The sequence below is a fragment of the Adhaeribacter pallidiroseus genome (assembly GCF_003340495.1).
Classification (GTDB): Bacteria; Bacteroidota; Bacteroidia; order Cytophagales; family Hymenobacteraceae; genus Adhaeribacter; species Adhaeribacter pallidiroseus.
In genome coordinates this window covers 6155503-6169089 of sequence record NZ_QASA01000001.1, presented here as the reverse complement: position 1 = coordinate 6169089, position 13587 = coordinate 6155503, and the positions used below count along the sequence as shown (strand labels likewise).

Here is a 13587-nt window from a genome sequence, read left to right as displayed (position 1 = left end):
CTCATAAAAAAGCCTGCTTCTCAGGCTATGAAGCAGGCTTTTTATTACTAGCTATAAAAAATTAGCTTAGTTATCGTACTTAATTTTAGGTACGGCTTTGTCTATTTCGTAGCGGCCGGTACCTTCTTCGCCAATTACCTCAAATAATTCTAAGGCGCGGCGAGCCACGTATTCTTCTTCAATCTGTTCTTTTAAGAACCATTGCAAAAACTGGAAAGTCATAAAATCCTTGCTCCGGAAACAAGCGTCGGCCATACGGTTAAACTGCTGCGTAACGTAAATTTCTTGTTGCAGCGCTTGTTCAAACACCGTCCGGAACGATTCAAAATCCTGGGGAATATTTACTACTTCCGGCGACAGCGCTTGGCCACCCATATCGTTCACAAAATTAAACAGCTTGAGCATGTGCTCCCGCTCTTCGCCGGATTGTTTCTGGAAATAACCCGCACTGTAATCAAAACCGTTTCGGTTGCACCACGACGACATGGCCAAATAAATAGCGGAGGAATGCGCTTCTACTTTTATCTGCTCGTTCAGGAGCTTTTCTATTTCTTCGGAAAGTGACGTTCTAAGTCTTAGTAAGTCTTTCATAATTATTTTAATTTCTAAAAAATACAGGTACCTACAAAAGTCCCTGACTTAAATGTAACTGAATATTTCAAAAATAGTTTAAGCAAGCTTTATTTTTCACCAAATACATATTTAATCTAAATAAAAAATTACTACCCAAGTAGTTATAAGCCTGGAACTAATACTTGGCTCACTATTTAAAATTTAAAAAAGTTGTTGTTAGATTTATGAGTGGCGCTTAATAAAAGAAAGTAAAAGATTCTGCTTTATTTATTTGGACTAATTCTAAACAGATCTTACATTTGTATTAATCCGGTTACTTCAGAGCAGGCCGGTAGAGGCAATATGGGTACGAAAACCAATCTGATTGAAATATTCCGGACCACGCAAGGAGCTGTTTACCAGTGCAATCGCCGCAATTGTTACTGGATTGAATTTGCCGGAGGTTTCTCTCCTTTCACTTTATCTGATTTTAAATTACTCAAAAAGCAGCTCGAAATCATTAATGTGAGCGAAATGGTGCAAAATACCAATCGTACTGCCGACGTGGTTGTTTTAATGCCGCACCGCTCGGAGCGTTGTTTTGTATTAACGCTCACGGATGTGTTGCAATTCCGGGAATTAATGCAAGGAGCTAAAGTAATGATTGAGTTAAACAGTATGCTTTTTGAGAGCTTGCACGCTATGGCTATTTAATTTATCTTTTAAGTCGTACTTTTTTAAATTTATCCTGATTCTAGGAAAATTTCGCCAGCTTAGCCACACTTAATTAATAAATTTACTGTATCTTCTTAGCTGTACTCTTTTGCATTTATTCCCTTTTTTGGCACAGTAGGCGTGTACCTTCTGGCTTTTACTACGGCATTCTCTTCCGGATTAAATAATTTAGGCTAACATTCTTAGATTTTTAGCGAATTTTTAACAATCCAGCGCTACTAATTTTCCGTATTTACCTCTATTTTCTTATTGATAAAACAATTAATTCATTTATTACAATTGGATTAGGGAAAAGTAATGAAAGTAAATTTAAACTAGGATTTCTTCTGAAAATAATACTAGATTGCACTTCCTATATTTCTATCTACTTACTCCTAAGCTTGTTCATTAAGTTACTGGTAAAGCCTGCTCTTAAGAGCCATCGGGCAATTGCCAGGAACGCTTATAATGGTTAATAAAGTAAATTTGAATTCGTGCATAAACCGGTAAACTTACGTATGGAAAACAAATACCCTGTTCCAAAACCCTTGTGTTGCTTTTTGCTTTTTAGCTGGCCGCAGTTCCTACTAGTAATCTTTATCGTATTAAGTTCCTCGCGCCCGGTATTGGCCCAAAGCATTCTCTGGGAAAAAACTTTCGGGGGGCGTGCCGATCAAGATACCACAACGGCTAGTAATTACGGCCGCTCGCAACTGGAAGCTATTATAAACACATCGGATGGAGGCCATTTACTAGGTGGTAAATCCAACGCCAGCATCGGTTTAGATAAAACCCAGGGTCGGATAGGCAAATTTGACTATTGGCTCGTAAAAACTAATGCCGAAGGCACTAAACAGTGGGACCAAGTACTGGGCGGCACCGGTCAGGAAGAGCTTTTTGGCGCCATTTCTACACTTGATGGTGGTTATTTGGTAGGAGGATCTTCTGATTCTCCGGCTGGTAACGATAAAAGTGAAGCCAGCAAAGGCGGCTACGATTATTGGGTAATAAAACTAGATAGCACGGGCAATAAAATTTGGGATAAAACCCTGGGCGGCAATAATTACGATCAGTTAAAAGCCATGGTAACTACCCCGGACGGTGGCTATCTGCTTGCCGGCAGTTCTAATTCCGGGGCAGGCGGTAATAAAACGCAAGCTGGTAATAACAACAACGATTACTGGGTAATAAAATTAGATAGTACCGGTGCGGTACAATGGGACAAAACGTATGGCAGCAGCAATCTGGAATATCTCAGTAATGTAGTGACTACTTCCGATGGAGGCTATTTACTGGCTGGCGAAGTAGACTCAGTAATATATGAAAAAGATGGTACCCGGTTTACGGTGCAAACCCGCAATTTTAACGCCTTAAAGATAGATGTAAACGGCGAGCAGCTCTGGAACAAAACTTTTTACAAACCTTTTAACTCGCCCTTAAAAGCCTTTGTAACCACGCCCGATGGCAATTATTTGTTCGCTGGCAGTAACTATCTGCTTAAAATAAATGAAAACGGAATCCAACTGTATCAGAAAAATGTGAGCAGCTTTTTACAAGAAGGGAAAGAGCTCGAAGATGTAATAGCTACGCGGGACGGCGGATATTTATTGGGTACCAATGGCTTTTACGCAGCGGATAGCCAAGGTAACAACCGCGGCGACGATTATAGATTAGTAAAACTGGATAATAACGGTACTTTTCAGTGGGATAGTCCTTATGGTGGCAATGGCTACGATTTCCTAACTACTGTTACGCTTTCCACCGATGGCAGCTATTTATTAGGAGGGTATTCTGCTTTAAGTAACGGCATCGATAAAACCGATGGTATAAAAGGTGAGATAGACTACTGGGTTTTAAAAGTAAAAGAAGATGTAGAGCCTGATTTAATTACCTGGAACCAACGTTATGGCGGAACTGACCAGGATAATTTAACCCAGGTAATTCAAACGCTGGATGGCGGTTACCTGCTCGGGGGTTATTCGCTTTCGAGTAAAACCGGGGATAAAGCGCAAGCCCGGCAAGGTGGTTATGATTACTGGGTCATAAAAACAGATGATGAAGGTAATATACTTTGGGAAAAAACCTATGGTGGTACCGGTAACGATTACCTGAATAGCCTAGTTGAAATTCCGGATGGCCGGTATTTATTAGGAGGCAGTTCCGAGTCAGGTATAAGCGGGGATAAAACAGAAGGTAGCCAAGGTAGCCGAGATTTTTGGGTTATCCAGGTAGATTATAAAGGCGATATTATCTGGGATCGCCGTTTTGGCGGCAGTGGTTCTGAAGATTTACGGAAAGTTCAGCTGCTACCTACCGGGGGGTATCTGCTGGGCGGTTCCAGTAATTCGCCGGTAAGCGGCGATAAAAGCCAAAATAACCAAGGTGGCCAGGATTACTGGATCTTACAAATAAACAATCTGGGACAGAAAATTTGGGATCGGCGTTACGGTGGCAGTTCCAACGACTTTTTAGAAGATTTTATTTTAAACCCTGATGGTAGCTTTTTATTAGGAGGCACCTCTAATTCCGGCAGGACAGGCGATAAAACCCAAGGCAGCCAAGGGGGTTCCGATTACTGGGTAATAAAAGTAAATAGTGCCGGGGAACCGCTCTGGAACACGCGTTTTGGGGGTAATGAACCAGATAATCTTTTTGCCCTGGCCAGTACCGCCGCCGGCGACTTCCTACTGGCTGGCTATAGTAGTTCGGGCAGCAGCGGCAACAAAACAGAAGCTACCCGAGGTAATCAGGATTATTGGTTGGTAAAAATAGATAATACCGGCGCAAAAATTTGGGATAAAACTTTTGGAGGCCGGGGCAAAGAGGAACTACGATCGCTTACCAGCACCCGGGATGGCGGTTTTGTGCTAGGGGGAACTTCCTTTTCCGGTAGAGGAGGTGATAAAACGCAAAATAGCCGGGGCAATAGCGATTACTGGGTTATTAAAACCGACAGTACCGGCGTGCCGCAATGGAACTATCGCTTTGGAGGGAACGGGTTTGATGAACTTCGCACCGCTTTAACTACCCGGGAAGGTGGTTTAATTTTGGGAGGGCGCTCTACTTCCGGAGTTAGCGGCGATAAAAAACAGCCCAGTTGGGGCAATGCCGATTACTGGTTAGTAAAATTAGCGGCTACCGCCGTAGGTATTGAATTACCAGCATTGCTCTTACCAGGTTCTTCCGTAATGCTAAAGGCTTTTCCAAATCCATTCCCGGATAAGCTAACTTTACAGTTTTCAGTACCACATACCCAGCAAGTAGTTTTACAAATTTTCGATCAGCAAGGTCAAGAAATTGCTCCTTTATTTAGCGGTGAAGCACAAGCCGGCAAAGTATATGAACTACCCTGGCAACCGCAAGCTAAAGTACCCGCCGGTATGTATATTCTGCGCCTGCAAACAGCTAAACAGGTAAAATTCCAGAAACTGCTACTTTCCCGATAAAATTCTCTTGCAGCTTTAAAACAGCCGGTCACAAGTAATATGGCCGGCTGTTTTGTTAATTTGGGCGCTTCATTAGCCAGCTATAATCCAATACTTTTTTGCATGCTATACGAAATGTTCCAAAGTATTTAGATTATGGAGAAAACAGATAAAAGAAACTTATTTCGGGCATTTCCAGAATAGCACCAAAGTCATTATTGGAGTTCGTATTAATAAGCTGCTATAGGTTAACTAAGTAAAATATAAAAGCACTACCCGAATAGGCTTATATGTGGAGTTGGTTTTGCCTTCGCAATTAAGCCTTTGTACATTTAAATAAATCCTCTCTTATTGGGAATACGGCACTTATACTACGCGTGGTAGCACCCCTGACCAAAGGCAACCATATTCTTTCAGCTCTTTGATGGCACTAGAATTGCCAATATTTAAAAAACTTAATAGTGTAAGTAGAAAATCCGTTTTCCAACTCTATAAAATAATATGTATCAAAAACTATTAATTAAAATTTTTGCATTTCTAGTAGTAAGCCTGATCGCTTTCGGCTGTAAAACAACGGTTGCCCATCGTACTGGATCTCCTCAAACGGCCGGAACATTACCGCCGGGTCAAGCTAAAAAGGTATACGGACAGCAATCTGCCAAAGCCTTTGCGCCCGGTCAGCAAAAAAGCGTAGCTCCGGTACTGTTATTAGAAATACAGATGTTTCCGGTAAAGGCAAGAAGAAAAAGTAAGCCATTTTTTTAAATATTTTAAGTAAATGCTTCCCAAAAAAGGAAGCGTTTATTGTTTTAAGTCCTAATTACTTCACATAATTATAAATACACTTATACCTATTTACATCACCAATTAATTACCCTGGCTAACTTTAATTTTTATTGCGTTCTTTCTAATACCAATTAATAAATAGAAACATTCGGCAATGCGTTACTCCTTTCAACTTGCTCTAAACGGAACCAACTTATCTACCGAAATAATAGCGGGAATCTCGTCTTTTCTGGCAACCTCTTATATTATTGTGGTCAATCCCAGCATTTTAAGTCAGACCGGAATGCCTTTCGCTGGGGTACTAACGGCTACAATATTAGTATGCTTTTTCAGCAGTTTAATGATGGGGCTTTTTGCGCGTAACCCGATCTTGGTGGCTCCCGGAATGGGCTTGAACGCTTTCTTCACTTATTCAGCGGTACTGGGCCTGAAAGTTCCTTGGCCCGTAGCTTTAGGTGCAGTATGCTGGTCGGGGATTATTTTTCTGCTACTTTCCGCCTTTAACATTCGCACTTTAATTATAAAAGCTATTCCGAAGCCCTTACGATACGCCATTGCCGCGGGCATTGGTTTGTTTATTACCTTAATTGGTTTTACAAATGCCCGGTTTATCGTGGCTAATCCGGCCACTATTTTGGGGGTAGGCCCGTTAAATGCTACCCTACTCACGTTCTTAGCGGGCTTGTTATTAACGGCATTATTGGTAACTCGTCGGGTACCCGGCGCTATTTTACTTGGCATTTTGTTTACTACTTTGGCGGCTTACCCCTTAGGACGTTGGTGGAGCGACCCCGGAGTTACCCTGGTAAACTTTAAAGGAATAGCTGCGGCTCCGGATTTTAGTTTACTGCTGCGTTTAGATTTGGTAAATTCCTGGCAATGGGCTGTAGTGCCGGTAATTTTCTCGTTTGTATTCACCGATTTGTTCGACAGCTTATCTACTTTAGTAGGCTTAGCCGAAGCCGCTGATTTATTAGATGAAAATGGGGAACCGCGCCACGTAAAACGCGCTTTATTAACGGATGCCGTAGCCACCACGCTGGCCGGATTGGTAGGCTCTAGTCCGGGTACGGCTTATATCGAATCGGCGGTTGGGATTGAGGCGGGTGGCCGTACCGGGTTAACAGCTGTAGTTAGCGCCTTGTTGTTTTTGCCTTTTTTATTCTTGGCGCCATTATTATCGGTTATTCCGGCAATTGCTACTGCTCCCGCTTTGGTACTGGCAGGTGTTTTCATGATTAGGCCAATCACTAAAATTAACTGGCTGCAACTTCACGAAGCCATACCGGCTTTTTTGGCTATGGTTTTGATACCGTTTACCTATTCTATTACGCAAGGTATCATCTGGGGATTTCTCTCCTGGACTTTTTTAAAATTAACAACCGGTCACCATTCAGACGTAAGCGGAGCTTTACTGATTATAGATGCCTTTTGTATAATAGCTTTAATTTTAGCCTAAAAACAGTCTGCAAGAGCAAAACATGATACCCTGCCAAGTACTCATCTACTCGAAACTTAGTTAAAAGCATTAATTAAAACATTGTTCCAGGCGCTACAAACCAATCCTCCTGGAACAATCAGGCTGTTGCGTGGCTCTTTAACAAATAATTTTTAAAATTTTGTTACGCCCCACCCACTTTTTCCTGATCAGGCAGCTCATTATAGCCGGTCATTTCTTCTTTAGTAGTTTCGGTGGAAGGCGTGTATTCTTCTTGATCAGTTTCTTGGTCATCCGACGAGGTTTCCGCATTTTCAGTTTGATTCCCTTCGGAACCGCCCGTTACTTGTTCTCCTTCTTTCTGGAAATCAGGACTTGGGATATTATCTGGATTTGCATCATTCTGGCTCATATAGCAAAATATAATTTTTAGTTTGATTGATTTCAGATACTAGTAGCGTAAATAAGACTTAGAAGTTTTATTAAAATTTAAAAAAATAGATTAAAGGTTACTTCCTGGCTTCACTAACGAATTCCCATTAACTAATAATTTTGTACTTTTCCAATTATACCAAAGCACCTAAGCAAGAGACTACCGATAATAGAATGATATACTCCTGCGCTTATTGCGAAGAATTACTTAATTATTAATTTTACAAGGCAATCAAATAAGCAGTTACAATAAACAACCTTATATACATCTAAACAAAATAGCATCATTCCATGAAAAAGTTACTACGCAAAGTTATCAATCCATTTTTACCTTCTTACGAAGTAGTTTGCACGAATTACCAGATCATTCCAGGAATGCCCGTAAACAAGAATCAATCCCGTCATTCTTTTGGCAAAGGTGCTTCGCAGGAAGCCACTGAGTTCTATAGTAAAGTTGTTAATTCCGACATTACTAAGCTGATGGCTCCGGTTGAAATTCACCTGACCAAAAGAGGCAAAACTATTCAGCAGGCTAATTTTGGACCGGTTGAAAGCTTTAAAAACAACACTAGAAAAGCCGCGTAACACCCTCTCCCTGGAAATCTTATTGGCTTAGTACGAAACCCTTTTGGTTAAACCAAAAGGGTTTTTATTTTTGGTAATAATTTTACTACTATATCTTCTCCAATAAATTTATGAACCAGCATAAAAAGATAAGTGACCAATTCTTTACAAAACAACCAATTAACTGGTATATTTAAAAATTATATTTTTCCTTTACACTCAAAGATATAAAAAGCCTGCTTGGTTGATAAATGCAACTACTAAACTAGCATTATACATATGCGATTCAACAATTGCGAAGCAGCTTATTACCAATGTAAAATCAAACCACTCTATACGCAATGCTTACCGGAAGATTATAAAATTTAAAAATCAGTTTTGTTCAAATTGCATTTAGCTGAGTGTTTTAATCTTATTATTTTAATTCTAAGTTCTTTAAACCTGTTATTTTTAAATTACTCGGTTGCTCCTTGTACCTTTAAAGTAACGGAAGATGATAATAAACCAAGTGGTACACTTAACTCACCGGTATGCGCATCAATCAAACCATTGCGTTCATTTTCAATGTTGGTAGCCTGGGTATAGACATCGCCGGCAATGGGCCGACGGCGTAATTCGTCTTTAAACTGCCGGATACGCTCGGTACGTTCTTCGGCATCTTTGGGGCCACCGTAATCCGGAAAGCCAAAGCCGCCCCACTCGCTTACGACTAACGGCACCTGGCGGCGGTAAAAAAACGGGTCGCCCACCACCAATGGAAAAGCAGCCACTCCTTCGGTTTCCCCGTTCGTTAAACGATCGAGCAAATCGCGCCAGCGGTTTAAATCGGGCGTGTACAGGTGGGCCGTGAGTAAATCCGATTTTAGTTTACCTTCCAGAGAAATATGCTGCCAGCCATCGTTATCTACCACCAAGAATTGCGGATGATTAATTAATAAATAATGATACATCTCGACGATGTACTGCCGGGTTTCGGGGTTGGTAGCAATATCTTGGGCGCCCCAGTCTTCGTTGTACAAACTCCAAATAATAACGGAAGGGTTGGTTTCTAATAAAGCCAGCATGCGCAGCAATTCGGCGCGGTGATTCTGGCGACTTAGCGCCGTAGAACTATGCGGGCTGGGTACTTCTACCCACAACAACAGTCCGATCTCATCGGCAAGGTTATATATGCGCGGATCCACTCCGGCAATGTGCACACGCACTAAGTTGCAACCTAAAGCTTTCATGGCATAAAAGTGCCGCTGCATTTCTTCGTAGGTAGCAGTGCCGGGTTGGTACAAAATGCCATCGAGGTAAATCGGCTCGTTATTCAGGTACACGTAGCGGCCCCGCGATTCAATTTTGCGCAGGCCAAACTGGGCTTCTATTTCGGCTTCGTAGCCGTTCTCATCAATTAACTGCGCTACCACGCAGTACAGATTAGGCGATTCCGGGGACCATAGTTTCGCATCGGGCAGTTCCATAACTACCCGCTGCTGTTTCTGGCCAGCTTCTAAAGGCAAAATAAAGTCGGAGGTAGCCAGTGGCTCCGAATTCTTTTCCGGAGAAAATACCTTAAGCCGCAGGGTATACAGGCCCGGATCGTGGATTCGGGTAGTAAAATTAAAACGCACCAGAAAATCTTCCACCACACTTACAACGCCTATCCGGGACCGCAGCCGGTTACGTTCAACGGTTTCGATCCAAACGCTGCGTACGGCGCCCGTGTTGGTCTGGTACCAAATGCCACCCCGCTTGTACACGTGCGATTCTTGTTTGCCGCGCGGTATTTCGGCATCCATGTTATCGGCAATGCGCACCGTAAGTCGGTTAACAGGCAAAAGATCGGCTTCTTCTATTTCGTAGGAAAAAGAACTGTATTCTCCGTAATGCACGTCTTCTCCTTCGATGGTACGCAACGGGCGGCCATTGAGCCACACGCGGGTTTCGTAGCCACACGCTCCAAACGTTAGTTGAAACATGGCCGGAGTTAAATCGCCGTTTCGTTCGGGTTTATGAAATTCCCGTTCGTACCAAACGACTACTTTATCCTGCCAGATAACCGGATCTTTTTGTCCTTTGGCGGCGGCTAAATGCATTTCTACGCTACCCGGCCATTGAGCAGTTTGCTTGCAATAATGGCCCGTCTGCCAGTTTTCCTGTAAGCCTTGGTCATCGGGGTCGTAACAAAACTGCCATTCGCCATCGAGGAGCAGATAGGTATTTGGCCGCAAAACGACACGGGGTAATGGATTTTTAAATTCTTCTAGTGCCGGGATAACAGCTAAACTTTTAGAAATACCGAAATTAGGATTAGGAACAGTCATAGGTGCTTAGGTCTTAAAATCCGTACGAAGAAGCAGGCTGCAGAGATATATTTTGCCCCGATCGATTGATCTTAAATAAACAGGTAAAAGACATGAGAAATACGTAAACCAGTATATCAACAAAAAAGGATGGCTAGTAGCCATCCTTTTTTAAAATTTTGTTGTTAATTACTGTGGTTCCGGAATAAAATTCATGGAAATGGAATTTACGCAGTGCCGGGTGTTTTTGGGGGTAAACCGTTCGCCCTCAAACACGTGCCCTAAGTGCGCTTTGCAATTAGCGCACACAATTTCTTCGCGGTAGCCGTCGGCGTCTAACACCCGTTCTACCGCTCCCGGAATTTCATCATCGAAGCTGGGCCAGCCGCAATGCGAATCAAACTTATCAGCGGAGCGGTAAAGCGGTGCATTGCAACGTCGGCAAACATAGGTACCGGGCTGTTTGTGCTGGTAATATTTACCAGTAAAGGGCATTTCGGTGCCTTTGTATACCAGCACCCGTTCTTCTTCGGGAGAAAGTTTATTATAACTAGTAGTTTTATTTGTGTTATCCATGTTTTTTTAAATTTGAAGCAAGCTTGCTACTTCATAAACAATCTAAAATATAAGTTAGTTTGCAAAAGTACATAAGGCTATTTGTTTGTTTAAGAAACGCGGTCAGGAACAAACAGTTTTTAGGAATAAGATTAAATTACTCAGGTTCCTTCCCAATATACTATTCTATAAAAGAGGCCACCCAATTTCAAGTAAGGATTAATGCAACCAAGAGAATTACTATCAATAGAAACGTACGCAATTATAATTCGCCATTTGAGTTATGTGAGATTCTGCCAACCACCGCATCCGGTAAGCGTTCATGGCGGTACGGCCCAGCTTATCCAGCAAACGGTAATTAACTACGGCTCCTACGGGGGCGCCAATCACCGGAATAAACTGCGCCAGTTTAGCTAAATCAATATAATCGCGGTATTCTTGCTGAAAAGTGCGCCAGTTAAACTGATGAATATCAGCGGGCAAGTGTTTTTTCTGTTCTTCCCAGTTAGTCATTTGGCGATAAATGTGAATGCGCTGTTCCTGGCTGCTAAAGGCTAATTAGAAAATGTATAACAGATAAATGCGCTCCCGGTAATCGGTTACGAAGTGGCCGTACAGCGCCGCAATATCATGCAGCATTTTTAATTTTATGCCGAGTAACAAAGGAAAATCGGCTAAGCCTAGTAAAATACCACCCGCACCGGTAATGGCCTGGTGTATTTTTTCCGGGATAATGTTATTTATTTTCTGTTGCAGACGCTTGGCTAACCGATTTGTCCACGTGGGAGACTGCCCCATTTGGCGTTGCCAGATTCTTAATTCGCGTCGTACGCTTTCTTCGTAAACCAACTCATTCATCGGGAATAGCTGATAAGTAGTTATTTGTTGTTCATTGCTAGGTTTATAAATACTTAGAAGCCACAAGACTACTATATAACCACCTGATTTACATTCTTAGAAGCACTTAAATAAAAGTAGCTCACTCTTTAAAGCATATTATTGATCGAACAACGAATAACGAACAACTAACTAGTTAGTCGGGTACCAGTTCCGGAGGCGTACATCTATTTGATTATTACCGGCGTTTACTAATTTTTTAAAATTTTCGACGTCGCTTAAGCCACTTTGCCCCCGGTAATGATACGGGTAAACCACTTTGGGTTTAAAGGCCAGTACCCCTTGAGCCGCCTGGTCTACGTCCATCGTAAAAGGCAGGTTCATGCACACAAACGCCACATCAATGTTTTGGAGAGCCCGCATTTCCGGAATATCTTCGGTATCGCCGGAAAGATAAATATTTTTACCGCCTATATTTAACACATACCCGTTGCCCCGACCTTTCGGGTGCCGCGAATCAGCGGTTTCCGGAAGGTTGTACATCGGCAGAGCCGTAATACCAACACCGGACTGGATGGTTTGGTCACCATTTTTTAAAATAGTAATTTTTGATTTAAGCGAAGCCGGTAACATTTCGGCTACTGCCGCCGGCACCACAAATTTAGCCTTGGTGGTATTAATAGCTTCCAGGGTTTTTAAGTCAGTGTGATCGCCGTGAATATCGGTTATTAATATTAAATCTGGCGCAGCTATACCGGTAAATGCTGCGGCTCCGCCGTACGGATCTACGTAAATGGTTTTCTTGTTCCAGGTAAATACTACTGAACCATGCAATATGGGTTGCATAATTACAGAACCTTTTTTAGTCTCGAGCAGATCAGAAGGGGCTCGTTGTGCTTGAGCCTGGCTAAATAAAAAAGCAAATAAAAGAGCGAAAAGATACTTAGGCACCATAGTTTTTAGTTTATATTAATGAACAGTTTAAAAGCTATTAGGTTTGTATGAAACAGAAAATTAAAATTACCTAATTGGCGTACTAAAAATGCCGCGAGGTTAACAGTAAGCGTCTGTAGCTGTTACATACCAAAGTATTATTTTAAATCAAGCGCAAAAATTCTGATGCTAAAGCTTCTAACCATCCTGCCTATTACCAGGAAGCCTTCTGCCCGATGTAGCTAAGATCATTCGCAGAACGAAAAATTTTAAATTTATAAAGGCCTTCTCATTGCGGAACCCCTTTGTTAAGTTGTACGGTGGTGTTATAGCGTAATTAGAAAAACTAAGTCCATTGGGCATCCGTTTACAAATTTGCATTTAACTCATAATAACTTACTCTTTTCACCTGATAAACTTACAAGAATTTAATTTAACAAATACTTAACTCTAAATAAAGTTAAATTACATCAGGTTTACTTAATTTTAAATATAATTACTAAAATTAAACGGGTAAATACTTAATTTTACGAATAAAAACAGATTTAAACGTAAAAATTAGCATATAAAGCTTGGTTTTACTATATTTAATTTAAATAAAAAAACCCTTAATATATAATTTTACTAATATTAACCAGAACGGTAATCTTCTGGGCGTATATACTTATTATAATTTGCTGCGTATAAACTTTAATTAATTTGTACTAAAATGGTTGTAGATTATTTATATCAATTACAAGGTATGGATGTTAATACCTTAAAATGGCAGGAGCGGGAATCCTTTATTACGGTTTTAAATTACCTTAGTCAGCGCGAACGTGATCCGCACTTACTAAGTCAAATTAAAAACCAGATGCTGCGCTTGCTTCCTAAAAACACGTTATCCGCTCAGAAAAAATAACCGGTTCTATTTCACTCCGGTTTTCTTTTTTATGCAAGTACTCGCCTGCTTGAGTAGCCCTGAAAGTAGTTTTCTGATTTGCTGTAATTACTTGTTGCGTATCCTGCCGTTAGGCCAGTGTTATCTCTTTACCAGTTTAGTTCTTATCTATTTCCTGAGCTT

The 13587-nt window shown here is 41.5% G+C and carries 11 protein-coding genes and 1 pseudogene; 6 read left to right on the top strand and 6 right to left on the bottom strand.

Annotation, left to right across the window (positions count from 1 at the left end; translation table 11 throughout):
• Positions 1 to 66: 66 nt before the first annotated feature.
• On the bottom strand, positions 67 to 591 hold the full coding sequence (locus tag AHMF7616_RS24735) for a ferritin (protein ID WP_115375321.1): 525 nt from the start codon (positions 589 to 591) through the stop codon (positions 67 to 69).
• A 324-nt stretch (positions 592 to 915) separates the two neighbouring features.
• On the opposite strand from AHMF7616_RS24735, the gene AHMF7616_RS24730 reads away from it, so the two are divergent.
• The 4 genes from AHMF7616_RS24730 (at position 916) to AHMF7616_RS24715 (ending at position 6936) form a co-directional block, all read left to right on the top strand.
• Positions 916 to 1266, top strand: a complete 351-nt coding sequence (locus AHMF7616_RS24730) for a hypothetical protein (RefSeq protein ID WP_115375320.1) — start codon at positions 916 to 918, stop codon at positions 1264 to 1266.
• 518 nt (positions 1267 to 1784) lie between these two features.
• Positions 1785 to 4712, top strand: coding sequence for a T9SS type A sorting domain-containing protein (locus AHMF7616_RS24725; RefSeq protein WP_115375319.1), 2928 nt, complete (start codon positions 1785 to 1787; stop codon positions 4710 to 4712).
• A 480-nt stretch (positions 4713 to 5192) separates the two neighbouring features.
• Positions 5193 to 5456, top strand: coding sequence for a hypothetical protein (locus tag AHMF7616_RS24720; RefSeq protein ID WP_199474338.1), 264 nt, complete (start codon positions 5193 to 5195; stop codon positions 5454 to 5456).
• 175 nt (positions 5457 to 5631) lie between these two features.
• A complete protein-coding gene (locus AHMF7616_RS24715; protein ID WP_115375318.1) occupies positions 5632 to 6936 on the top strand; it encodes an NCS2 family permease in 1305 nt (434 codons plus the stop codon).
• Positions 6937 to 7099: 163 nt separating this feature from the next.
• Here AHMF7616_RS24715 and AHMF7616_RS24710 read toward each other — a convergent pair whose 3' ends face one another.
• Entirely contained in the window at positions 7100 to 7327 is a 228-nt protein-coding gene (locus tag AHMF7616_RS24710) for a hypothetical protein (protein ID WP_115375317.1), read from the bottom strand.
• Positions 7328 to 7638: 311 nt separating this feature from the next.
• On the opposite strand from AHMF7616_RS24710, the gene AHMF7616_RS24705 reads away from it, so the two are divergent.
• Positions 7639 to 7932: a hypothetical protein gene (locus tag AHMF7616_RS24705; RefSeq protein WP_115375316.1), complete on the top strand. Its 294-nt coding sequence runs from the start codon at positions 7639 to 7641 to the stop codon at positions 7930 to 7932.
• A 434-nt stretch (positions 7933 to 8366) separates the two neighbouring features.
• On the opposite strand, the gene AHMF7616_RS24700 is transcribed toward AHMF7616_RS24705, so the two are convergent.
• The 4 genes and pseudogenes from AHMF7616_RS24700 to AHMF7616_RS24685 form a co-directional block, all read right to left on the bottom strand.
• On the bottom strand, positions 8367 to 10220 hold the full coding sequence (locus AHMF7616_RS24700) for a glycoside hydrolase family 2 protein (RefSeq protein WP_115375315.1): 1854 nt from the start codon (positions 10218 to 10220) through the stop codon (positions 8367 to 8369).
• A 168-nt stretch (positions 10221 to 10388) separates the two neighbouring features.
• Positions 10389 to 10775: a methionine-R-sulfoxide reductase gene (locus AHMF7616_RS24695; RefSeq protein ID WP_115375314.1), complete on the bottom strand. Its 387-nt coding sequence runs from the start codon at positions 10773 to 10775 to the stop codon at positions 10389 to 10391.
• A 222-nt stretch (positions 10776 to 10997) separates the two neighbouring features.
• Positions 10998 to 11612 (bottom strand): annotated as a pseudogene (locus tag AHMF7616_RS24690) (EcsC family protein).
• A 171-nt stretch (positions 11613 to 11783) separates the two neighbouring features.
• On the bottom strand, positions 11784 to 12545 hold the full coding sequence (locus AHMF7616_RS24685) for an MBL fold metallo-hydrolase (RefSeq protein ID WP_115375313.1): 762 nt from the start codon (positions 12543 to 12545) through the stop codon (positions 11784 to 11786).
• Between the two features lie 688 nt (positions 12546 to 13233).
• Between AHMF7616_RS24685 and AHMF7616_RS24680 the strand changes: the two genes are divergently transcribed.
• Complete coding sequence (locus AHMF7616_RS24680) at positions 13234 to 13425, top strand: hypothetical protein (protein WP_115375312.1); 192 nt, start codon at positions 13234 to 13236, stop codon at positions 13423 to 13425.
• The last annotated feature ends 162 nt before the right edge of the window (positions 13426 to 13587 follow it).